Here is a 23,705-nt window from a genome sequence, read left to right on the forward strand (position 1 = left end):
TTATTCCATCTGCCATAAAAAATAACAGGTAATATATTATCAGAGGGCTTATCTTTGCGCCAATCAGCATGGCATATCAGTTCTGCCCACAGGTATTTATACTTGGATAAAGATTTATAAGGAGCTATACATAGATGTCAGTATTAACCCCTGCCAGCGAAGTTATCCTGCGCCATCACGAACAATTCACCTCTCATCATCTGCTATTTGCCGGTGATCTTCAGGACAATCTAGCAACAGAAATCGAAGCTGCAAGTGTGCGAGTGCATACTAACCAATATCACCACTGGCAATCTCTGATTCGTCAGCTGGGTGACAATGTCTGGTTTGGCCTTGTGGCGGACAGCACATTTATTAAAGAATGTGATACGCTGATTTATTATTGGCCAAAAAACAAGCAAGAAGCGCGTTTCCAGCTACGTAATCTGTTTTCCATTCTACCTCCCGGTACAGATATCTTTATTGTCGGAGAGAATCGTAGTGGTGTACGCAGTGTTGATAAGTTAATGGAAGGCATTGCAACTTTCCATAAAATTGACACTGCTCGCCGTTGCAGCCTGTTTTATGGACAACTGAAAAACCAGGTTCAGTTTGATCAAAACAATTGGTGGAACAGCTACCAAGTGGATGATGTCATCGTCAACACTTTGCCTGGCGTGTTCAGCCAAGATGATTTGGATGTCGGCAGCCGCTTGCTGCTTTCGACTTTTGATGCTCCCATTTCTGGCAGCCTGCTGGATATTGCTTGTGGCTCAGGAGTACTGGCAACCGTGCTGGGTAAGAAGAACCCTGATTTGGCTCTGACATTGAGCGATGTCAATGCCGCCGCCATCACATCCAGTAAAGCAACGCTGAAAGCCAATAAGTTGGAAGGCAATGTCATCACCAGCAATGTGTATTCTGCCATCGAAGAGAAATTCAACTGGATCATTTCCAATCCACCATTCCATGATGGCTTGAAAACTAACTTGTCTGCGGCTGACGATATGATCCGCATGGCACCAAGCTATCTAAAATCCGGTGGTAAATTGCGGATCGTGGCAAACTCTTTCCTGCCTTATCCTAATTTGCTGGATAAAGCCTTTGGTAACCATGAAGTGATTGCGCAGACCGGTAAATTTAAAGTATATCAAGCGACGAAGAAGTAATTCAGGCATTCAGCACGATATCCCTATTTTGCCTGCTCCAGTTTAACGGGCAGGCAATTATTCCAGAACAATTATTCCAGAACAACAACATGCCGATTTTTACACCAATCACATTTTTTCTCACTAAATAATGATTGACGCCAGCCATAAAATCTCTAGAATGCGCGTCCATACTGTTCGTTTAAGTGCATTCGTTTAAGTGCATTTTTTTAAGTGATAGTGTCTGGGTATGCGAGGGTGGCGGAATTGGTAGACGCGCTAGCTTCAGGTGTTAGTGTTCTTACGGACGTGGGGGTTCAAGTCCCCCCCTTCGCACCAAATCAGATAACTATCGGTTAAACAAACTGGATAAATGGCAGTACCTGCGAGGGTGGCGGAATTGGTAGACGCGCTAGCTTCAGGTGTTAGTGTCCTTACGGACGTGGGGGTTCAAGTCCCCCCCTTCGCACCAATGTTTCATTTTCCTTTCTTTTTTTGTTCTATTTTCCCCGTCTTACTTGTTTAATCTTCTTACCTGAGTATTAGCTTGTCTCAAAAATATCCCAGATAGCGAAAGCTACCAAACAAACTGCACATAACGGCAATGCCAGCAGGAATTAACAGGAAGTGACGCGCATTACGATGTAATAACAAAATAAGCGTCAGAAGCATGGCACCCTGAATACTGATCTTAAATTGCTCTATTCCTGCTCCCGCTATTACCAATGCTGACACAACTAATGCTGATATAATCAGGCTAGATAACAGCATTCCCCAGAATCCTGTAATGCTTTGCCAAAAAACCAGCTTTAAATTCCGCTTTGCGCTAATCATGATAAACCATCCAACTTAAGCTGCCCAATTCAAATGATAATGATTCCCAATATCATATATTGGTGACGATTAAATCACAGGCTGGAAATAAATGACAGAGATTCACAGCAATTATTCTAAGGAAAAAATGCGGGATAATAATTCCCGCATCGTTAATTAGGTATTGATGATATAAATCAGGTGAATATCGTCAGGTTCTCGCTGATAAAGTTCAGTATCAGACCGATCAATCAGCACACATCCCATATACTGATAGAAATTTACGGCATTTTCTGAAGGTATCGATGAAATATATAACCCTTTCGCTCCTTCTGCCTTGGCAAAACCAGTGCAACAATGAAATAGCTGCTTTCCCAGCCCTGAGCCGCGAGATGCCTTGCTAATATGTAGAAAAGACAATTGAAGTAAGTCACTACTTTCCCCATTTGTACCATTATTATTTCAAGTCCATCGCATCACGTATGGTAAAGAACAGATTAGTCTGATCAGTCAAACCGACAACATTGGCAGCATGTGGGCCATAAGCCGCAACACGTAACTGTGTACCGGTATGTTCCTGACTATCCTCTTCCGAATTGCCATAGTTTACCGTCATGACTGCGCCGTCTTTAGTAATCAGTGAACGGGTCAAACCGGGTGATTTGACATCAGGCTCAATGATCTGGCTGGCTTGCGCATGATCAGCAGTCACAATCACTAAAGTATCGCCATGCTCTTTCGCAAATTTAAGACCAACTTGTACGGCCTTATCCAAAGCCACTGTTTCACCAATCTGTGCACAAGGGTTAGCATTATGATCCTGTTTATCAATTGAAGCGCTTTCGACTTGCAGGAAAAAGCCATTTTTGTTCTCTTTCAGCAAATCAATCGCCTTTTCTGTCATTTGTTCCAAAGTCGGTGCGTTAGGATCTAATTTAGAATTAACTTCGCACTTCACGGGTTTTTCATTGAGATTACCGTGATAAACCGCTTTTGGCCCTTCCCACGCAACATCCATGTTTCCATCATGGAACAAACCTAACAGGGGCTTTTTCTGATTGGCATCTTTAACAGCCGCTAACGACTTCGCATCTGTTACCCATTGATATCCTTGCTCTACCGCTTGTTGTTGTAGTGTTTTTCCTTGATTGGTACCCGATATCGATTGCTGGGTAAACGACTTTGCTCCGCCTCCCAACGTTACATCAGCCCGTGCTACCAGCAATTGCTCTGTAATGGAGCCTTTACCCCCATTTTCTAAAGCATCGCTGGAACATTTCTTCAACGTTTCTTCTGGTCCATAACACTTACGTCCCGTAACATGGGCATACAAAGCCGCTGGGGTTGCATCCTGAATTTCAGCCGTGGTGACATTTCCTGTCGCTTTACCATTCTTTTTGGCCAGTTCCAGAAGAGATTGGTGCTTTTTGCCAAAAACATCAATGCCCAACGCACCATTATAGGTTTTTACTCCCGTAGCCCAAGCCGTGGCCGAAGCCGCAGAGTCGGTGACATAGTTAGGTTTTTGAGTTTTCTGATCCAGCGAGTAGTGCGTATATTGCCCCGTAAATGGCAAGGCATCGATCCCTTTAAAGAAGCCACCAGCCCCCTCCGCATAATTACGAGCAATGGTAATTTCAGAGTCCCCCATACCATCACCGATAAACAAAATCACATTCTTGGCTTTGGTGTTACTCAGCGCAGCCTTAAGAGCCTCAGTTTGATCTTGAGTAAAACGGCGAGCACCGCCAAATTCGGTAATATTGCCTCGCGCTGAACGCTGTTCCACCATAATGTGATTTGCATCGCTGACAGCCCAGGCAGGCACAGTGGCTCCTGACATCAGTATGGCAACGACAGTAGCAAGCAGATTTCTTTCATAATTACGCGACATAAGGTTTTCCTTGCAATCAGATAAATTGGATCAAAATCATCAGGTTGAGTTGCTCGGATAATAGATCTGCCACATGACAGTTATTTGAATCTATGACGACATTCTTATGACAAGAAATTTTCTTAAAAGAAAAAATAAAACTGAGCGCTTCAGCAGTCAAAGACCGAGCAGCGCTCTACCAATCTAATCAAACTTATCAGTAACGCATTATGACCGACTTCAATTCCGTATAGTGTTCAATGAATGCACTGCCAAATTCGCGACCAATCCCTGAAGATTTTATGCCTCCAAATGGGACTGCGGGATCGAGGAAAGTATGCATATTAATCCATAGAATTCCCGCTTCAATGCGAGGGATCATACGCATCGCCTTGCCCAGATCATTCGTCCATAAACTGGCAGACAAGCCAAATGGCGTCGCATTCATCATGGCAATTAACTCGTCCTCATCATCGTAACTGAGGAAAGTGCCAATCGGCCCGAACGTCTCTTCTTTCATTAACGAGTCTTCAGCACTATTGGCCCTAATAATCGTTGGCGCAACAAAAAATCCCGGCCCATCTAGCGCATGGCCTCCGTAAATAATTTCGCAGCCATCCTGACGCGCTTGCTCAAACAAAGAGAGAATTTTTTCGTAATGTTCCCGATTTGCCAATGGCCCAATTTCCGTTAATTCATCAAGGGGATAACCCATTTTCATTGCGGATAAACGTTCAGACAGCAATTCTAAGACCGCTTCCATATGAATCGATGGAATATAGAAACGTTCCGCAGCCGCACAGATTTGCCCTTGATACACATATCCCGCTTCCAATATGCCATCGACAATTTTTTCAACTGTCATATCTGACAGGAAAGCCGCCGCATTTTTGCCCCCAAGTTCCAGCGTCGTACGCTTCAATCCCTTCTCCAGAGCCGATTTCCCCACGATCATGCCAGTTGGAACGGAACCTGTAAAAGTGACTTTATCACATTGAGGATGGCTGATCAGAGACGATCCAATACGGGCCCCTGAACCATTGACGATATTGATCACTCCCTCTGGAACCCCTGCTTCTTTTGCCAGCTCTGCCACACGAAGTATGGTTAAGGGGGTATACTCACTGGGTTTAAGCACAATCGTACAGCCGCTGGCCAGTGCTGCTCCCAATTTCCAGATAGCAATCATAATGGAGAAATTCCACGGAATAATACCAACCACTACACCAATAGGTTCACGGCGGGTAAACGCGGTATATTGTTCTCCCTTAAGCGATGGCAATGAAACATCCAGTGTTTCTCCACTGATTTTGCTCGACCACCCGGCAAAATAACGCAAATAATCGGCAGATGCCGCCACTTCCAGCATGCGGGATAATTGAATGGGTTTACCGGAACATAGACTTTCTAGTTGCGCCAGTTCCTCTCCATTTTTTTGCAATAAATCAGCCAGCCGATTCAGGCAATTTCCCCGTTCTATCGGAGATGTTTGTGCCCACGCACCGTGAAAAGCGTCCGATGCCGCCTGCATTGCCTGATTAACTTCGGTCTCTCCTCCTTGATTGACCGTGGCTATCGTTTCACCAGAAGCAGGGTTAACAATAGAAAAAATTTCATTCTCCTGACCAAGAACAGAGACTCCATTAATATAGTGACCATGAGGACGTTGCAGAAACGCTGTAACGGACTCCAGCAAATTAATTTCACTCATCATCTTTCCCCGTCTAGCCCGATGTTTTTGCGTTTATACAAGCCATGTAATGTTTGACAAAACGCTCACTGGTGATATCCCACAACACTTCAGTCCCTTTCACCACAAACCACGAGTCGCCTTTATGATATTCAACCATAACCCCTGTTTTGACATCAGTCATTTTCACTGAACCCTCATGAACCGTTGCCATTTCATCAAAGGGATAGGTCATTCTAAATTTACCCTTAGTGCAGGCAAAAATACCGCAAGTCAGATTATCCGATAGTTCTCCGTGGATCATTGCGCCACTCGCCTGTGGATCGCCCTCCACGACAATAGAACCAAGATGGGTGACACTGCCAATTGGCATTAATTCAGGAAGTGCTTTATCTAACAATAATGGCTTTACCATGACTTTTACCTTTTAACATTTACCGTTCAAAAAAATAGCGAAGAGAAAAAACGTTAGGCAGAGATAAAACTAACGACGACCTTTCCAATAACCTGAAGTTTGGTGCCAGATCTTGCCGGCAGAGAGGAGTACATTCCTCAGTTTGTCTTTCCCGATAATGTTGAGATGTGGAATCGAACTCAGCAGCGAATAGCGGTCAGAACCTTCGCTCATTCCTTCAGCCAGAACCTTGCAAATAATGTGACTCGGAGTCACACCAAAACCCGAATAACCTTGAACATAGAACACATTTTTATGATTAGGCAGAGAGCCAATTTGCGGGAATAAATTAGCGCTGCAACATAATGGCCCACCCCATGCCAGTTCTACTTTCACATCTTTCAGATAAGGGAAAGTTTTCAGCATAAGATTGCGGTTCCACGCTTTTAAATCGGAAGGTATGTACTCAATAAAGTGTGTCGCACCGCCGTATAACAGGCGATTTTCTTTGGTAACACGGTAGTAATCAATAACAGGGCTAATATCACTGTATGCCCCACGAATCGGGCTGATCCTTTCGATCAAATCGTCTGGCATTTCTTCCGTCATCAGTTGGAAGGCATAAGTATTGATAGTTTTTCTGTAGATAGAAGGTTCAAGCCCATCCAAAAAGCCATTGCATGCCCACAGCATCTTGCTGGCTCGAACCGAACCCGTCGCTGTGCGCACTGTGACCCTCGGGCCATACTCTACGTTCACAACCTGACTGTTTTCAAAAATTTTGACACCATATTCTGTGGCCGCCTTGGCTTCTCCCAACAGCAAGTTGAGTGAATGAACGTGTCCACTTCCCATATGTTTCAATGCACTGGTATAGCGGTCTGAGCCAATGACTTTTTTAACATCAGCGCCGGTATAAAGCTCAATGTCGTCATTGGGGGAAGCCGACCGAAATTCTTTCAACCAGCCATGCAAGGTTTTATCCTGCCGTGAATTCCAGCCGAGATAAGCATAACCTCGACAAAAATCTGCCTGAATATCATACTTGGCAATTCGGTCACGAATAATTCCCGCTCCCAAGCTACTAATCTTAAAAATAGTCTCCAGACCTTTTTTACCAATATGACGCTTGATCTTATCCAAGTCATGACCAATACCCGCCATCACTTGACCACCATTGCGGCCTGTACCTCCATATCCCAAAGTCCGACCTTCCAAAATAGCAATATTGGTGATGCCTTTTTCGGCCAGCTCCAATGCCGTATTAATACCGGAGAAACCTCCGCCAATGATAACGACATCAACATCTAAGTCTTCTGTCAGCATTGGAAAGCGAAGATCATATTTCTTAGTTGCCGCATAGTATGTTAATGAATCAAGTTTATTATTCATGTTATACCCCGTGAGCATCTGCCTATCCCCTGACGATGTACAGCCAATCACCTCACTACTCTGTTTTTTCAGGGGTGTTTATCACATTTATTGAACATTGGTTATTCAGGTGTATTAACAAAGCAATAAAGATTTAAAAACATTAATAAATTAATAAAAATACGTAAAACAGCCATCCATGCATTTCTTATCTGGTATATATATGAATCATATGTACTTAAAATGCTCAAATCATTTGTTGTTTTCATGTTAATCAAATCACAATTATTAAAATATTTATTAACAAATTATGATCTTTATGTTTTCGTTTTGTGATAGGTTGGAGAAGAATTTTTTCTGGGGGTGAACTATTCTGGGAATAAATATTTACATGTGTACTCAATAGATTTCGAGTTAAAGGAACAAATATGCTACCCAAGAAAATTATCCTTGATTGCGATCCTGGACATGATGACGCCATTGCTCTCCTGCTTGCCCACGGAGACCCTAATATTGAACTGTTGGCGGTGACGACAGTGGTTGGTAACCAAACCCTGAATAAAGTCACCCACAATGCCCTTTGCATTGCCCGCATCGCCAATATTCACAATATCCCCTTCGCAGCAGGATGCTGCCGGCCACTTGTTCGGGAGATCAAAACAGCGCCAGACATTCATGGTGTAACTGGCCTGGATGGCCCTATTCTGCCTGAGCCAATAACGAGGCTAGATGCACGTCACGCAGTTGATTTAATCATTGATGTGATTATGGAAAATCCCCCCAAAACCGTCACTCTGGTTCCGACTGCGGGTTTGACAAATATCGCCATGGCCGCACGCAAAGCACCGCATATTGTTGAGCGAGTAAAGGAAGTAGTATTGATGGGCGGTGGCTGCCACAAGGGTAACAGGAGTGCTGTTGCGGAATTCAATATCGTGATCGATCCAGAAGCTGCACACATTGTTTTTAATGAGAAATGGCCGCTGACGATGGTCGGCTTGGATCTCACTCACCAAGCTCAAGCGACACCTGATATTATCGAGGCAATTACCCAAATTAAAACGCGTCCTGCACAATTCGTCTTGGATGCATTGAAGTTTTATGGAGATAGATATCGTGAGCATCAAGGATTTGGCTATCCTCCGGTGCATGATCCCTGTGCAGTGGCCTATGTTATCGATCCTACCGTCATGACTACCCAAAAAGTCCCCGTTAATATCGAGCTAACAGGAGCCTTAACAACCGGAATGACAGTCGCAGATTTCCGTTTTCCGCCACCTGAAGATTGCCATACGCAAGTTGCCGTCAAATTGGATCACGCCAAATTTTGGCAGCTAGTGATTGATGCCCTGAAAAACATTGGTGAAACAACTAACTAACCTCAATAAACATCTCCAATATATCCTTTGGCTATTGAGGTTCCTCCCTGATTCAGTGGTCAAAGGAGCGCCTATCCAACTAATCGAATCCCCATCAGCACGGCACTGCATAAGATCAGGAACAGTGTGGCGTATTGAAATGCTTTGTCAGGTAAGCGCTTCATCAGATATCTTGCAAAGGGGATAGCCAGCAAAGAGCCAATAAACAGTACCAGCGCTAATTCCCAATTAGTATGACCGCCATGTGCATACGCAAAAGCAGATGAACCGGATAGCATCATCGTGACAAAAAGGGACACGCCAATCGCCTGTTTAATATTCATCTGCGTATAACGTAGCAGCAATGGCAGCACCACTACACCGCCGCCAACTCCCGTCGCCCCCAACACCAATCCGGCTCCTGTGCCGGGCAGTAAAAGAGGTTTAATCAGTCCCGATTGTGGCTGTGTTTGACTCATTTGTAACTGCGGATGACGTATTCGATGATAAAAAAGACAAAGGGAAAGCAAGATAGCCAATACAACCAACAGATTGATTGCCCATTCAACCCGCACTTGGTTATGACTTAAATGACTCAACATCGTTACCCCATAACTCGCCAGCACCGTACTGGGTATCATGATCAGCAAAATCAACCAGGATTGGCGCAGGGGAATATTTCCCATACGAAAGTGCATATAAGAAGATGATATTTTCATCAGCATCGATAGAAAATTGGCCGTCGCTACGGCAGCCAGTGCATCCAATCCAAAAAGATAGGTCAGGATCGGCAAGACTATTACTCCACCACCAACACCGGTGGTACTGATAATCAAACCAACAACCGCCCCAATAGCAAGCTCAGGGATCAATAACATTATCTCATTTCCAGCTGATATCTAATCAAAGCTTATTCGCTTACCAAATTTCACCAAACATTCCCGCATAATATGACGAAAATAAATATCATATTTAAAAAACGAATATATGTTTCAATATCAAGTTACCAACAAATCTTCAATAGAAATATCGTGTATTCCCTTCATCTTTCAAGCCACAGCTTTGTTGGCTGCAACTTGAAATCTATTGGGTATATCTGTGGAATGAGCTTCAACTGAACTTGAGCTGTACAGCCAATTACCTGAACCATCTTCTTGATAATTAGCCTTAATGAGGAGGAAATATTGTCTCAAAATTGAACAATTCATTTAGTTCAATCTGTAATCCATTGGCAATCACATAGATAATTTCTAAGGTAGGGTTTCTGACGCCGCGTTCAATACCGCTGACATAAGTTCGATCCAATCCGCATTTATCGGCAAAAGCCTCTTGTGACATCCCTGCTTCTTTCCTGAGATATCTAATTCTTTGCCCAAAAAGGGACCTGATATTGTTCGATGTTTTCATCCGATAAGTATCGATTCATGTTACTTATCCGACCACGGACTATGAGTCACATTTCAATCTGAGTTATGCTATGATGTGTGACTTATAGTCTACTTATTAATTACTAACTTTTTAATTGAAAAAATAATAGATAATTGGAGATCTTAAGGATGGAAAAAAAAGACTGGCATTCCGCCGATATCATCGCCGAATTGAAAAAACGCGGAACAACCTTGTCAGAAGTATCGCGAGCTGCAGGACTGGCATCATCGACTCTTGCCAACGCATTGCAACGACACTGGCCAAAAGGCGAGCGTCTTATCGCGGCGGCACTGGAACTAACACCAGAAGACATCTGGCCTTCGCGGTATGAAAGAAAATGACCAGAAATAGAACCCAGCTCAGTGCTGGGTTATTTATAAGCAATCAACTCGCTAGCTTTAAGCCTATAATGCCAACGACAATCAAGCCGAGGCTCAACACTCTAGCAAAGTTTGCCGATTCCCCCAGCACCATTATGCCGAAAATCGCCGTTCCCACTGCACCAATACCTGTCCACACCGCGTATGCAGTTCCTGTCGGTAAATTTTTCATAGCATAGGCCAGCAACCCTATACTGACAACCATCGCGCTGATTGTCACTAAGCTCGGTACCAAACGTGAAAAACCTTGGGTATATTTCAAACCCACCGCCCACACCACTTCCAACAAACCTGCAATAAAAAGGATCAACCAAGACATGCCTTTCCCTTTATTTGATGACAAGTGAGGTCGTCCCCAGTGAGATGACGTTTATCCGAGTCGTCCCGGATAACGATAAGAAATGAAACTAAATTATAACTATCCGACCTGATAGCTGCAATGACAACGGCCAATAGGTCAAAACAAAAAACCGCAACCTCTGGACGAAGAAGCTGCGGTTTTTCTAGAATCACAAACTCGATTATTTCACGCGAGAAACGTATTCGTTAGAACGGGTATCAACTTTAATGACTTCACCGATCTGTACAAACAGAGGTACTTTAACTACCGCACCCGTGCTCAGAGTTGCTGGTTTACCACCGGTACCCGCGGTATCACCTTTCAGGCCTGGGTCAGTCTCAACGATTTCCAGTTCAACGAAGTTTGGTGGAGTTACAGCGATAGGACGGCCATCCCACAGAGTCAGAATACATTCTGCCTGATCTATCAGCCATTTTGCATTGTCACCAACGGCTTTCTCATCCGCAGCCAGCTGCTCGAAAGTTTCGTTGTTCATGAAATGCCAGAATTCACCGTCGTTGTACAAATAAGTCAAGTTGGCATCCATGACATCTGCACTTTCAACAGAATCTGTTGATTTAAAAGTTTTTTCTAGCAGTTTACCAGAAATCAGCTTACGAAGACGAACACGGGCAAATGCCTGCCCTTTACCTGGTTTAACAAATTCACTGTCAAGAATAGCGCACGGCTCGCCATCTAACATGATTTTAAGACCTGAACGGAATTCATTGGTACTATAAGTAGCCATGGAGATCCTCTAATTTTTAACAAAATGGCTTAGCCAAAAAATGGCACACATTATAACCCATATTCACCCTGTCAGAGAAGTCTGGCTACAACAACTTGCGGATGTTATTACTGATCCCAATGAGTTGTTGCAACTATTGTCCTTAAACACACATGCCATGCTGAAAGAAGGCAATGAGGCAAAGCGTTTATTTCCTCTGCGTGTGCCAAGAGCGTTTGTAACACGAATGAAAAGAGGCGATCCCCGTGATCCCCTGTTATTGCAAGTCCTGACAGCGCGGGAAGAATTTGCTACGCCTTCTGGTTTTTCCACCGATCCGTTGGATGAACAACGCAGTGCCGTTCCTGGTCTGTTGCACAAATATCGCAATCGGGCCTTGCTATTGGTCAAAGGGGGATGCGCGGTCAATTGTCGTTATTGTTTCCGCCGTCATTTCCCTTATGAGGATAACAAAGGCAACAAAAATAACTGGCAGCTCGCACTGGATTATATCGAGCAACATCCTGAGCTTGATGAAATTATCTTCTCCGGTGGTGATCCATTGATGGCAAAAGATCATGAGCTGGACTGGTTAATTAGTCGCATTGAATCTATTCCACACATTAAGCGGTTACGGATCCACACGCGTTTGCCGATTGTGATCCCTGATCGAATCACACTTTCGCTATGTAATCGTTTAGCACAGTCTAATTTGCAGGTAATCATGGTAACCCATATCAACCATGCAAATGAAATTGATGATGTATTCCGGGGTAGTATGATGCGGCTAAAACAGGCTGGCGTAACACTTCTAAATCAAAGCGTGATGCTACGTGATATCAATGATAATGCCGATACTCTGGCAGATTTAAGTAATGCATTATTCGACGCGGGTATTCTGCCTTACTACATCCACGTTCTGGATAAAGTTCAAGGTGCCGCACACTTCCTCGTGGACGATGAAGAAGCGAAAGCCATCATGCGAGAATTATTGACTAAAGTCTCCGGTTATCTGGTTCCGTGCCTGACAAGGGAAATTGGTGGAGAACCAAGCAAAACACCTCTAGATTTAGGGTTGGGACAAAACCAGTGATTGTTATCATACCCGCCAGTCACTGATTTGGTTAATCTCATCATTGAAGATCTTCTGGAATGGGCAGCGCACAGAAACCAAACGGATACGCAACTCTTGATGTTTCGAAACGTTTTTTCTGAGCATTGCCCAAATCGATTTTGATGCCTAAGGGCACTTATAGACCTGACCAATCATCTTGCTATCAAGGGGAACAAAGCTACCCAGCAGGTTCTCCGATGGACTGTTTACGCCATAAATGACGTTTCCACCTATTTCAGCCGCTTTATTGCGTAAGTCATTAGCCGCACTACGCATAGAACTGCTCTCATTGCTCACACCATTGAGCCAGTTGCTTTGAGTACCTGCAATCTCACCTAACCGTTGGCATTCACTGCCTGGCTGAGTATCCACAAAACGTACATTAACGCCAGCGGAGGTTAATTGATGATTCGTTGTACACCCTGCCAATAATAATACTGACACACCAAGCAAAATTTTGATTCGCATAACTTCCCTCATTGGTTATAGGAACTTCTACCATGATGATAAATATACCCTTTGGGATTGAATTAAGACAAAAAAATAAAAAGGCGAGCAGAAAAAACTGCTCGCCTTCAAAGTTTTTATCCTATCGGATGGGCAATTCCATCAGCAGGATGAACAGCACTACATCATGCCGCCCATTCCACCCATACCGCCCATGCCACCAGCTCCACCTAAGTCAGCTTTGTCATCTTTAGGCAGGTCTGTCACCATCGCTTCGGTGGTGATCATCAGGCCAGCGATAGAAGCAGCGAATTGCAGTGCAGAACGAGTTACTTTAGTTGGATCCAAAATACCCATGTCGATCATGTCGCCGTACTGTTCAGTTGCAGCGTTATAACCGTAATTGTCTTTACCTGCTTTCACGTTGTTTACAACAACAGATGGTTCTTCACCTGCGTTGTCTACGATCTGACGCATTGGCGCTTCCATCGCACGCATTGCAACTCGGATACCTACGTTCTGATCTTCGTTGTCGCCAGTCAGGTTAGAGATAGCACTAGCAACGCGAACCAGTGCAACACCACCACCCGCAACAACACCTTCTTCTACTGCTGCGCGAGTTGCGTGCAAAGCATCGTCAACGCGGGCGCGTTTTTCTTTCATTTCAACTTCAGTTGCTGCACCAACTTTGATTACAGCAACACCGCCTGCCAGTTTAGCTACACGCTCTTGCAGTTTTTCACGGTCATAGTCAGAAGTAGATTCTTCGATTTGCTGACGGATTTGAGTAACACGTGCAGCGATTGTGCCTTCTTCACCTACACCATCAATGATGATTGTCGTGTCTTTGTTGATGACAATGCGTTTTGCCTGACCCAAATCTTCCAGAGCTGCTTTTTCCAGCTCCAGACCGATCTCTTCAGAGATAACAGTACCGTTGGTCAGAGTAGCGATATCTTGCAGCATTGCTTTACGGCGATCACCGAAGCCAGGCGCTTTAACCGCAGCAACTTTCACGATACCACGCATGTTGTTGACAACCAGAGTTGCCAGCGCTTCGCCTTCAACGTCTTCAGCGATAATAACCAAAGGCTTGCTTGCTTTAGCTACGCCTTCCAGAACTGGCAGCAGTTCACGGATGTTGGAAATTTTCTTGTCAACCAGCAGGATGTATGGGTTTTCCAGCTCAACAGAACCGGATTCTGGTTTGTTGATGAAATAAGGAGACAGGTAACCACGGTCGAACTGCATACCTTCAACAACATCCAGCTCGTCTTCCAGACCAGTACCTTCTTCAACGGTGATTACACCTTCTTTACCGACTTTGTCCATCGCTTCTGCGATCAGTTTACCTACAGTTTCGTCGGAGTTTGCGGAGATTGTACCAACCTGCGCAATGGCAGTGGAATCAGAGCAAGGTACAGACAGTTTTTTCAACTCTTCAACAGCAGAAATAACAGCTTTATCGATACCGCGTTTCAGATCCATTGGGTTCATGCCAGCGGCAACAGCTTTCAGACCTTCGGTGACGATGGATTGAGCCAGCACGGTTGCTGTAGTAGTACCATCACCAGCTGCATCGTTGGCTTTAGAGGCAACTTCTTTAACCATCTGCGCACCCATGTTCTCGAATCTGTCTTCCAATTCGATTTCACGTGCTACAGATACGCCGTCTTTAGTGATGACAGGCGAACCGAAAGATTTATCCAAAACTACGTTACGGCCTTTAGGACCCAAGGTTACTTTAACTGCGTCAGCCAATACATTCACACCGCGTAGCATTTTGCTGCGAGCATCATTACCAAATTTTACGTCTTTAGCTGCCATTGTGTCTTTCCTTTAAATTCATTCAATTAAGAAGATCTAAGCGTAAGATATTCAATTACACTTCAACAATTGCCAGAATGTCACTTTCAGACATGATCAACACTTCTTCATTATCGATCTTTTCTGTTTTAACACCGTAGCCTTCATTAAAGATGACAGTATCACCCACTTTTACATCCAGCGCTTTCACTTCCCCATTTTCAAGGATGCGACCATTGCCGACTGCCAGAATTTCTCCACGGGTAGATTTGCCCGCAGCAGAGCCCGTCAGAACAATTCCGCCAGCAGATTTTGATTCAACTTCTTTACGCTTGACGATAACGCGGTCATGTAATGGACGAATTTTCATTGATAGATCTCCTATAAATAAAGTCCATATCAGGTAAGAGGATTGATACCAGAACCCAACAGAACCAGTACCATGAAGCTACAAATTGGGGCTTAAGGTCAGTACTTCAAGGGTAAGCAGCAAAAAATATTTTACTTTTTTCATACCCACTGAAATTTCAACCACAGCAGGAACAACTATCTTTTATTGTGTCCACTGCCATGTTCGTCATGATTTTTCTGTTCATCGGGTTGTTGACTATCCAATGTATGGGAAGCGTTATCTTGCCTGCGCTCATACTCTCCCTCAAAAGTTTGCCCATTCTGACCATGACTACCACCACTACTTGAACCATGATTATTTGAACCATTAAAAATATTCGGGCGGTAAAAAGTGATATGGGACAATAATTTTGCTGTCAGGAGTTTCTGTACGGGAGACAGTAACAACAACAATCCGAGAAAATCGGTGAAAAAACCGGGCAATATCAGCAAAAATCCCGCTATTACCAGAGAAACGCTTTTAATAGCTTCTTCCGCAGGGCTTTCACCCGCTGTGAGTTTTTGCTGCATAGACATAAAATTCTTGATGCCCTGGTTACGCACAAGAGAAATTCCAAGACAAGAGGTAAGAATAACCAGCAGCAGAGTCAGCAAAACCCCAATTTCAGAGGCAATCCGAACAAACAGGACAGACTCGATGTAAACCAGCAGGCATATAAGAATAAGTGGGAGCCAGCGCACGTGGGTCTCCTTTCATTATTTGTCGTCCACACTATTTATCGTTCACATTATGTTAGATCACATAATGTGAGGTTAGATCACGTAATGTGGGGGTAACAGTGACGGTTTTCAATACTTCAGATACTTGACTTTCCATCTCTGTAATCGTGACCTCAGTCACACATATGTTATTTCATTAATAAAATAGCACTATAAAGTGATCCAGGTTCAAGGCATTTCTAGTAAATCCACATATGATCGCGCCGACAATCTCGTGATAAGTGATTAATATCACGCCAGTTGTTGTTGGCAACATTATTCTCAACAAACACGTAATAGAACAGTAAAAAAACGTATCCAATTTAAGAAGGTTCTCATGTCAAACAACATTCGTATCGAAGAAGACCTGTTAGGTAAACGAGAAGTCCCTGCTGAAGCCTACTACGGTATTCACACTCTACGTGCGATTGAAAATTTTTATATCAGTGATCGCACCATCAACGATGTCCCTGAATTCATCCGTGGCATGGTGATGGTGAAGAAAGCCGCGGCACTGGCAAACAAAGAACTCCATACTATTCCAGGGAAAGTTGCAGACATTATTGTCAAAGCGTGTGATGAAGTTCTCAACACAGGTAAATGTATGGATCAATTCCCTGTTGATGTCTTTCAGGGTGGTGCAGGTACCTCTCTGAACATGAATACTAACGAGGTGCTGGCAAATATCGGCCTGGAATTGATGGGGTATTCAAAAGGTGAATATGAGTACCTGAACCCAAATGATCACCTGAACAGAAGCCAGTCAACCAACGATGCTTATCCTACTGGCTTCCGTATTGCTGTCTATAACTCACTGATGCAATTAATTGATTCTATTGGGTTACTGAAAGCAGGCTTCGACAAAAAAGGCGTTGAATTCGATGACATCCTGAAGATGGGGCGTACCCAGCTGCAAGATGCTGTTCCAATGACGCTGGGTCAAGAATTCCGTGCTTTCTCCATGTTGTTGAAAGAAGAGATCAAAAACATCACCCGTACGGCAGAACTGCTGCTGGAAGTGAACCTCGGCGCTACTGCGATCGGTACTGGCTTAAACACTGCGCCAGGTTACCAAAAGCTGGTAGTTGAAAAATTGGCTGAAGTCACAGGATTACCTTGCCTGCCGGCAGAAGACTTGATCGAAGCGACTTCTGACTGTGGCGCTTATGTTATGGTCCACAGTACGTTGAAACGCTTGGCAGTTAAGATGTCCAAGATTTGTAACGACTTGCGTCTGCTCTCTTCCGGCCCTCGTACTGGCCTGAATGAAATCAACCTACCAGAATTGCAGGCAGGCTCTTCCATCATGCCAGCTAAAGTGAACCCAGTTGTGCCAGAAGTCGTTAACCAAGTTTGTTTCAAAGTGATTGGTAACGATATCTGTATCACAATGGCAGCAGAAGCAGGACAGTTGCAGCTTAACGTAATGGAACCAGCGATTGGTCAGGCCATGTTTGAATCTATGTCTATACTGAGCAACGCATGCCGCAATCTGGTTGAAAAATGTGTCAACGGCATCACTGCCAACAAAGAAGTGTGCGAAAGCTTCGTATTCAACTCCATCGGTATCGTAACTTACCTGAATCCATTCATTGGTCACCATAATGGCGATATCGTGGGCAAGATCTGTGCTGAAACTGGCAAGAACGTCCGTGAAGTCGTGCTGGAGCGCGGTTTGCTGACCGAAGCTGAATTAGATGATATTTTCTCCGTTGAGAACCTAAAACATCCAACTTATAAAGCAAAACGTTTTGATGACTAATTAAATGATTATAATAACGAGTTAGTCTTAATTATTAAGGCACGCTATTCCAACCAGAAGCGTGCCTTTTTAATTTATATCCAAAAAAACAAAGAGATTAAAAAAATCATGCTACATAACACTATCATTAATTAACAATCAACATAAAGTAAAATTTCATTATGAAATTAATATTTATGTATTTATTTTCACCATATTATAATAAATATTATTACATCATGATATTTATTATTTATTTACACGCATAAAAAACAATGTATTATCAAAAAATAAAATACGCATAATATATATTAACATCAAGGATAAAATCGTGTGCTAGAATTAACTTACTAAAGTTATAAGCCTGCTAATTATGTAAGCTTAAATTTTTTATATAAATTAGGTGATTTATGTTTTTTGATGTTACGTTTAGAGTATTTTTATTAATACTTATCACATTAATAGTTTTTTATTAGGAATAAGGTTGAATTTAAAAAAAAAGATATCTCATCATTATTAATATATATTATATCCCCTGTTGTTATTTTTATTTAAATAATACAATCACCTTCAAATTTAACTTATTTCTCATATTCAATAACAAGTTTTTTAACAGCATCATTTTTTGCATCCATAGCTTACTTAATAGGAAAAACCTTATGGAACTGCAATAAAGCCAATCTATTCGGATTCGCAGGGGGAACAGGTAACACTGGCTATTTTGCATTACCTATAGCCTTTGCCATTTTCAGTCCTAACCAATTAGCCATTACCATTTTTATTATAATAGGTATAAATCTATATGAATTCACAGTAGGCTATTTCATTACAGCCAAGGGTAATTTAACCACGAGAGAATGCCTAATAAAAATCAGCAAACTCCCAATTATTTATTCTGCTATATTAGGAATACTTTTTAAAAGTAGTGAAATCACATTAAATTCAACACTAATTTCCACACTAGAAAATTTCAAAGGCGCTTATAGCGTTCTTGGTATGATGGTTATTGGAATTACTCTATCTTCTTTTTATAAGATAGAGATTGATTGGAAATTTTCTTTTTTTTCATTGCTATGGAAACATCTAATATATCCTGTTGTTGGAATATTATTCTTCTATTATATAATTAATGTCCCTAATGATTTACTAACTGTAATAGCTTTAATGTTAGCCACACCTATGGCTGGTAATGTAGTTGTTATTGCCAGCAATCTTAATTTACATCCTGAAAAAGCTGCTTTTTCAGTAATGTTAAGTACAATACTTGCTGTTATTACTGTACCAATTTCCATGCTTATTTTTTCCACCCCCATCAATTGAAATCAATAATTACATTTACCCCATTTGAATAGAAACCAAATGTATAATATGAGCTATAATATAGCTCATATTATAACAACCACAACAATATTGAATCTTTCTCGTTTTTATATAGTAACTGCAACATAAAATTTACATTAAAATCACTCATACAAAAATTAATGCCAAATTCTATTTTTTTAACCATAACTGACCTTTATATCAAAAATAAGATGTAATTTAAACTCATAAAAATACAAAAAGTTTGTGTTAAAACAACATATAATGATGTAATCTATATTAAATTACTGAATAAATAAAAATATCCAATATATAAAGTAAAGTGTTTTTATGATGACTAAATGTAATACAAAGATTTTTAGTAAAAAATCGACTACCTCAGATAATTAACTGATTCTAATACCGCTACAGCCAGGAGATTTTTAACCACTATTCTACACCGACCACATAACCAGCGATAGTTCTAGCTCTTACCCATAACCGGATAAAAACATTGAATATCAATAAATTAAAAACACTCTACTATTTAGAACAGTTATTTAGATAACATAGCTTTTATGTTTTATCAATAACACAAACATTTAACAAAAATATTTCACAACATTAAAAATTTAAGGGGTATGTAATATGTTAGCCGTAGAATTAGTTATCGTTCTGCTGGCCATTTTTTTGGGAGCGCGATTAGGGGGAATAGGTATTGGCTTTGCTGGAGGACTTGGTGTCTTAGCTCTATCTACTATCGGAGTCAAACCGGGAAGTATTCCATTTGACGTTATTTCAATCATTATGGGAGTTATCGCGGCTATTTCTGTCATGCAAGTCTCTGGCGGGCTAGATTATTTGGTTCAACAAACAGAAAAATTACTGCGAAGGAATCCCAAATATATCACTATCCTCGCACCAATCGTTACTTATTGTTTAACTCTGTTAGCTGGAACAGGAAATATCTCTCTGGCCACACAACCAGTGATCGCCGAAGTAGCAAAAGAACAAGGCATTAAACCATGCCGACCACTATCAACAGCAGTCGTAGCCGCACAAATTGGGCTTACCTCTTCGCCAATCTCCGCCGCAGTAGTCTATATGTCTTCTATTATGGAAGGGCAAGGTGTTAGTTACATTCAGATGTTGATGATAATAATCCCCTCATCATTTGCTGCGATTATTTTGATGTCATTCATCATCTCATGGTTTTTCAACTCCAGATTGTCTAACGATCCTATTTACCAAAAACGCCTTGCAGATGGTCTAGTTGAACTACGCGGCAGTCATAAAATTGATATCAAACCAAAATCTAAACTCTCTGTATTGCTGTTTCTGTTAGGGGTAATTGGGATTGTTATTTACGCGATTATTAACAGCCCAAGTATTGGCTTAATCGAAAAGCCACTTATGAATACTACTAGTGCAATCCTTATCATCATGTTAAGTGTCGCCACTCTCACAACTATTGTTTGTTCTGTTAATACCGATGCTATTTTAAATTCGAGCACCTTTAAAGCTGGAATGAGTGCATGCATCTGTATTATGGGTGTCGCATGGCTAGGAGATACATTTGTCCAGGCTAATATGGATTGGATTAAAGAAACTGCGGGTAGCTTAATTCATGCTCAACCGTGGTTGTTAGCAGTAATTTTCTTCTTCTGCTCAGCCTTGCTCTATTCGCAGGCAGCAACAGCTAAGGCCCTGATGCCAATGGTACTGGCGCTACATGTCACGCCATTAACTGCGATTGCTTCTTTCCCTGCGGTTTCTGGTCTGTTTATCCTGCCAACTTATCCGACACTGGTTGCAGCCGTACAGATGGACGATACCGGAACCACCCGTATTGGGCGTTTTGTATTCAATCATCCATTCTTTATTCCGGGCACTATTGCCGTTGTATTGGCCGTCACATTCGGCTTCCTGCTTGGTGGCATCATTTTGTAATTGGATAATATCTATTATTTGACAACGTTATTTCAGGGGCGTGTTAGCCCCTGAAATATTCCTTCTTCTTAAAATCTTTTTCTGTTAAAAACACAGCATTGTCTTAATATTAGGCAAGTGACTTTCTGCCATCAGCCTCATCGGTTATAGTGCAGGCTCTGATAAATTTCACAAATCAAACCCACGATACAGGCAGGTCAAAGATTACTTATGATGAAACGTATTCTCATTCTGTTTCTGCTGTTCAGCGGTATCGCGCTTTCTCCCATCAAGGCCAGCGCACTGTTTGAACCGCCAGGGCAAAATCTCTACCTTCCGGCTGATCAGGCATTTATGTTTGATTTTCAACAACAAGGAAATAAACTCACACTAAACTGGGATATCAAACCGGGTTATTACCTCTACCGAAAACAATTCAGCATCACCCCTGAGCAAGCGTCGCTAGATAAAATCGTGTACGCCAAAGGAGTGGATCATGAAGATGAATTTTTTGGTAAGACTGAAGTTTATTTTCAATCCGCACGTATCGATGTCCCTATTCTGTCTGCCACCAATGATTCCTCTCTTCAAGTGACTTATCAGGGATGTGCAGAAGCGGGTTATTGTTATCCTCCTGAAACCCTGAACGTACCATTACAAGCGGTTGCTGCTGCACCATTACCCAATAATGAAACAACAACACCCGATATAGCAGTACCTCAAATAGCTGTACCTCAAATAGCTGTACCTCAAATAACAACACCGCAAGAAACATTATCCTCACAAGAACCATTACAACAGGAAGATGTTCAGACCAAAGTCCATGACGTTCCATTTTCGCCTTTATGGGCGCTGTTGATTGGTATTGGCATCGCTTTTACTCCTTGCATATTGCCCATGTACCCTCTAATTTCCAGCATCATTCTGGGCCAGAAACGGCCTGAAAGTCTGAAACGCATCTTTTGGCTCGCCATAAGTTACGTTCAAGGGATGGCCCTCACTTATACTATTCTTGGATTAATCATCGCCGCTGCTGGCTTACAATTCCAAGCTGCCCTGCAAAATCCTTACATTCTGGTAGGGTTGTCAGTGCTATTTATTTTGCTCGCCTTATCAATGTTTGGGCTATACACATTGCAACTTCCTTCTTCTGTCCAGACTCGTTTGGTGAATTGGAGCAACAAACAGCAAAGTGGCTCTTACATTGGCGTATTCGTTATGGGAGCCTTAGCGGGGCTGATCGCGTCTCCCTGCACCACCGCACCACTCAGTGCCATTTTGCTCTATATCGCCCAAAGCGGTAACACACTACTTGGTGGCGTGACCCTTTATCTCTATGCGCTTGGTATAGGTTTGCCGCTTATCGCCGTCACATTATTCGGTCATAAACTTCTGCCTCGCAGCGGCTCGTGGATGCAATACGTTAAAGAAGCCTTTGGATTCATTATCCTGGCGCTGCCAGTATTTCTGCTGGAGCGGGTACTTGGTGATACATGGGGCATCAGGTTGTGGAGCATACTGGCTGTTGCCTTCCTTGTCTGGGCTTTCGCACTAACACTAAACAGCAAGAAGGGCTGGCTGCGTACCTTACAGATCGTCTTGCTAGTTCTAGCACTTATCGCTTCAGGCCCCTTACAGGATTGGGTGTGGGGAAACCCTACGGCAGAGCAGAAAAAAACTGCAATAAAATTCCAACAAGTCAGTGATTGGCAAGAATTAAGCCAACTTTTAGCTGAAAATCGCCATCAACCGATTATGTTGGATCTGTATGCTGACTGGTGCGTAGCCTGCAAGGAGTTTGAAAAATATACTTTCAGTGATCCACAAGTACAGGCACAATTGGGCCAATTCCTCTTGTTACAGGCAAATGTCACGGATAACGGACCAAAACAGAAAGAATTACTGCAAAAATTAAAAGTGCTGGGGCTTCCCACTATCTTGTTTTTTGACACTCAAGGAAAAGAGTTAACCGATTCACGAATCAATGGATTCATAGATGCGGAACGTTTTAGCCAGCAAATACAGCATTTACAACAGCAATAATCTGGAAGGAGAGCTACTGTGCAACGTGAATATGTGCTTAGTCATGTCCTGAACTTACTGGAGCAGCATGGCTTGTCTGCATCATTGGAGACGCTTTTAACTCCCCTTGATATTGATATTAACCACATAAAACATTTTTGGCCTGATCGTGAAGCCCTGCTCTACGATTGCCTTCGCCATCACAGCCAACAGATTGAAATCTGGCAGCGTCAAATCCTGCTGGACGAAAATGTGAGTCCTGAACAAAAATTATTGGCACGCTTTGATGCCCTCAAGGAAAAAGTGCAGGAACAGCGTTATCCGGGTTGCCTATTCATTGCTGCTTGCAGCACTTTCCCCGATGCTGACCATCCGATCCACCAATTAGCAGAATTGCAAAAACAAAATTCTTTCCATTACACGGTAGAGTTATTACAACAACTCGATATTGACGACAATGAACAAGTTGCCAAACAGATGGAACTGATCCTTGAGGGATGTCTTAGTAAGTTATTAGTGAAAAGAGAGCTTGAAGATGTGATCACAGCAAAACTGCTGGTACAGGATATTCTAACCATCGCAAAATGCCGAAAAAATGGTGCGTTAAGTTAATAAAAATCGGCCCTAGCCGAATAACCACACTAAATTGGTATAGAAACACAGCAATCAATCAATTTTCATGGACTTTTCGCAGAAAGTATTTGACGAATTGGGCTGAATACGGTTTAATGCGCTC

23 protein-coding genes and 2 tRNA genes are annotated in these 23,705 nt (G+C 42.5%); 11 read left to right on the forward strand and 14 right to left on the reverse strand.

Annotated features, from left to right (window positions below):
* The first annotated feature begins 134 nt into the window (after positions 1 to 134).
* From rsmC to H8A87_RS10370, 3 genes are all read left to right on the forward strand, one after another.
* Entirely contained in the window at positions 135 to 1,148 is a 1,014-nt protein-coding gene (rsmC, locus tag H8A87_RS10360) for a 16S rRNA (guanine(1207)-N(2))-methyltransferase RsmC (protein WP_198689889.1), read from the forward strand.
* Between the two features lie 231 nt (positions 1,149 to 1,379).
* Positions 1,380 to 1,466: transfer RNA gene (locus tag H8A87_RS10365), tRNA-Leu, on the forward strand.
* Positions 1,467 to 1,512: 46 nt separating this feature from the next.
* A tRNA-Leu gene (locus H8A87_RS10370) sits at positions 1,513 to 1,599 on the forward strand.
* A gap of 80 nt (positions 1,600 to 1,679) precedes the next feature.
* Here H8A87_RS10370 and H8A87_RS10375 read toward each other — a convergent pair.
* The 6 genes from H8A87_RS10375 to H8A87_RS10400 form a co-directional block, all read right to left on the reverse strand.
* Complete coding sequence (locus H8A87_RS10375; protein ID WP_198689890.1) at positions 1,680 to 1,961, reverse strand: DUF1435 family protein; 282 nt, start codon at positions 1,959 to 1,961, stop codon at positions 1,680 to 1,682.
* Positions 1,962 to 2,117: 156 nt separating this feature from the next.
* Positions 2,118 to 2,360 (reverse strand): GNAT family N-acetyltransferase, encoded by a 243-nt coding sequence (locus tag H8A87_RS10380; RefSeq protein WP_198689891.1) that lies wholly within the window; start codon positions 2,358 to 2,360, stop codon positions 2,118 to 2,120.
* A 37-nt stretch (positions 2,361 to 2,397) separates the two neighbouring features.
* A complete protein-coding gene (phoA, locus tag H8A87_RS10385; protein ID WP_198689892.1) occupies positions 2,398 to 3,834 on the reverse strand; it encodes an alkaline phosphatase in 1,437 nt (478 codons plus the stop codon).
* Positions 3,835 to 4,030: 196 nt separating this feature from the next.
* Complete coding sequence (locus H8A87_RS10390) at positions 4,031 to 5,524, reverse strand: aldehyde dehydrogenase family protein (RefSeq protein ID WP_198689920.1); 1,494 nt, start codon at positions 5,522 to 5,524, stop codon at positions 4,031 to 4,033.
* A gap of 13 nt (positions 5,525 to 5,537) precedes the next feature.
* A complete protein-coding gene (locus H8A87_RS10395) occupies positions 5,538 to 5,918 on the reverse strand; it encodes a cupin domain-containing protein (RefSeq protein WP_198689893.1) in 381 nt (126 codons plus the stop codon).
* 69 nt (positions 5,919 to 5,987) lie between these two features.
* Positions 5,988 to 7,289 carry an NAD(P)/FAD-dependent oxidoreductase gene (locus tag H8A87_RS10400; RefSeq protein WP_198689894.1) on the reverse strand — a complete coding sequence of 434 codons (1,302 nt, stop codon included), beginning with the start codon at positions 7,287 to 7,289 and terminating at the stop codon, positions 5,988 to 5,990.
* 407 nt (positions 7,290 to 7,696) lie between these two features.
* Between H8A87_RS10400 and uriH the strand changes: the two genes are divergently transcribed.
* Positions 7,697 to 8,647, forward strand: coding sequence for a uridine-preferring nucleoside hydrolase UriH (gene uriH, locus H8A87_RS10405; RefSeq protein ID WP_198689895.1), 951 nt, complete (start codon positions 7,697 to 7,699; stop codon positions 8,645 to 8,647).
* Positions 8,648 to 8,718: 71 nt separating this feature from the next.
* Here the strand turns inward: uriH and H8A87_RS10410 are convergent, their stop codons facing one another.
* Together H8A87_RS10410 and H8A87_RS10415 are read right to left on the reverse strand one after the other, a co-directional pair.
* Positions 8,719 to 9,504, reverse strand: a complete 786-nt coding sequence (locus H8A87_RS10410) for a sulfite exporter TauE/SafE family protein (RefSeq protein ID WP_198689896.1) — start codon at positions 9,502 to 9,504, stop codon at positions 8,719 to 8,721.
* A gap of 289 nt (positions 9,505 to 9,793) precedes the next feature.
* Positions 9,794 to 10,033, reverse strand: a complete 240-nt coding sequence (locus H8A87_RS10415; protein WP_198689897.1) for a helix-turn-helix domain-containing protein — start codon at positions 10,031 to 10,033, stop codon at positions 9,794 to 9,796.
* Between the two features lie 149 nt (positions 10,034 to 10,182).
* Here H8A87_RS10415 and H8A87_RS10420 point away from each other — a divergent pair, with 149 nt between their 5' ends.
* Positions 10,183 to 10,395, forward strand: a complete 213-nt coding sequence (locus H8A87_RS10420) for a helix-turn-helix domain-containing protein (protein ID WP_198689898.1) — start codon at positions 10,183 to 10,185, stop codon at positions 10,393 to 10,395.
* 43 nt (positions 10,396 to 10,438) lie between these two features.
* On the opposite strand, the gene sugE is transcribed toward H8A87_RS10420, so the two are convergent.
* Both sugE and efp read right to left on the reverse strand, forming a co-directional pair.
* A complete protein-coding gene (sugE, locus tag H8A87_RS10425; RefSeq protein WP_198689899.1) occupies positions 10,439 to 10,753 on the reverse strand; it encodes a quaternary ammonium compound efflux SMR transporter SugE in 315 nt (104 codons plus the stop codon).
* Between the two features lie 202 nt (positions 10,754 to 10,955).
* Positions 10,956 to 11,522, reverse strand: a complete 567-nt coding sequence (gene efp, locus H8A87_RS10430; protein WP_198689900.1) for an elongation factor P — start codon at positions 11,520 to 11,522, stop codon at positions 10,956 to 10,958.
* A gap of 40 nt (positions 11,523 to 11,562) precedes the next feature.
* Between efp and epmB the strand changes: the two genes are divergently transcribed.
* Positions 11,563 to 12,594 carry an EF-P beta-lysylation protein EpmB gene (epmB, locus tag H8A87_RS10435; RefSeq protein WP_198689901.1) on the forward strand — a complete coding sequence of 344 codons (1,032 nt, stop codon included), beginning with the start codon at positions 11,563 to 11,565 and terminating at the stop codon, positions 12,592 to 12,594.
* A gap of 147 nt (positions 12,595 to 12,741) precedes the next feature.
* On the opposite strand, the gene H8A87_RS10440 is transcribed toward epmB, so the two are convergent.
* The 4 genes from H8A87_RS10440 to H8A87_RS10455 form a co-directional block, all read right to left on the reverse strand.
* Entirely contained in the window at positions 12,742 to 13,083 is a 342-nt protein-coding gene (locus H8A87_RS10440; protein WP_198689902.1) for a DUF4156 domain-containing protein, read from the reverse strand.
* Positions 13,084 to 13,242: 159 nt separating this feature from the next.
* A complete protein-coding gene (gene groL, locus H8A87_RS10445; protein WP_198689903.1) occupies positions 13,243 to 14,889 on the reverse strand; it encodes a chaperonin GroEL in 1,647 nt (548 codons plus the stop codon).
* Positions 14,890 to 14,944: 55 nt separating this feature from the next.
* Complete coding sequence (locus H8A87_RS10450; protein WP_198689904.1) at positions 14,945 to 15,238, reverse strand: co-chaperone GroES; 294 nt, start codon at positions 15,236 to 15,238, stop codon at positions 14,945 to 14,947.
* 176 nt (positions 15,239 to 15,414) lie between these two features.
* A complete protein-coding gene (locus H8A87_RS10455; RefSeq protein ID WP_198689905.1) occupies positions 15,415 to 15,960 on the reverse strand; it encodes an FxsA family protein in 546 nt (181 codons plus the stop codon).
* A gap of 355 nt (positions 15,961 to 16,315) precedes the next feature.
* Between H8A87_RS10455 and aspA the strand changes: the two genes are divergently transcribed.
* From aspA to dicD, 5 genes are all read left to right on the forward strand, one after another.
* On the forward strand, positions 16,316 to 17,740 hold the full coding sequence (gene aspA, locus H8A87_RS10460) for an aspartate ammonia-lyase (RefSeq protein ID WP_198689906.1): 1,425 nt from the start codon (positions 16,316 to 16,318) through the stop codon (positions 17,738 to 17,740).
* A gap of 843 nt (positions 17,741 to 18,583) precedes the next feature.
* Positions 18,584 to 19,039 (forward strand): AEC family transporter, encoded by a 456-nt coding sequence (locus tag H8A87_RS19850; protein WP_332460354.1) that lies wholly within the window; start codon positions 18,584 to 18,586, stop codon positions 19,037 to 19,039.
* 627 nt (positions 19,040 to 19,666) lie between these two features.
* Positions 19,667 to 20,968, forward strand: a complete 1,302-nt coding sequence (locus H8A87_RS10470) for an anaerobic C4-dicarboxylate transporter (protein ID WP_198689907.1) — start codon at positions 19,667 to 19,669, stop codon at positions 20,966 to 20,968.
* 210 nt (positions 20,969 to 21,178) lie between these two features.
* Positions 21,179 to 22,990, forward strand: coding sequence for a protein-disulfide reductase DsbD (locus H8A87_RS10475; RefSeq protein ID WP_198689908.1), 1,812 nt, complete (start codon positions 21,179 to 21,181; stop codon positions 22,988 to 22,990).
* 18 nt (positions 22,991 to 23,008) lie between these two features.
* Complete coding sequence (gene dicD, locus H8A87_RS10480) at positions 23,009 to 23,581, forward strand: division control transcriptional repressor DicD (protein ID WP_198689909.1); 573 nt, start codon at positions 23,009 to 23,011, stop codon at positions 23,579 to 23,581.
* Positions 23,582 to 23,705 lie beyond the last annotated feature (124 nt).

Origin of the sequence: Xenorhabdus lircayensis (assembly GCF_016306625.1) — a bacterium.
GTDB lineage: Bacteria > Pseudomonadota > Gammaproteobacteria > Enterobacterales > Enterobacteriaceae > Xenorhabdus > Xenorhabdus lircayensis.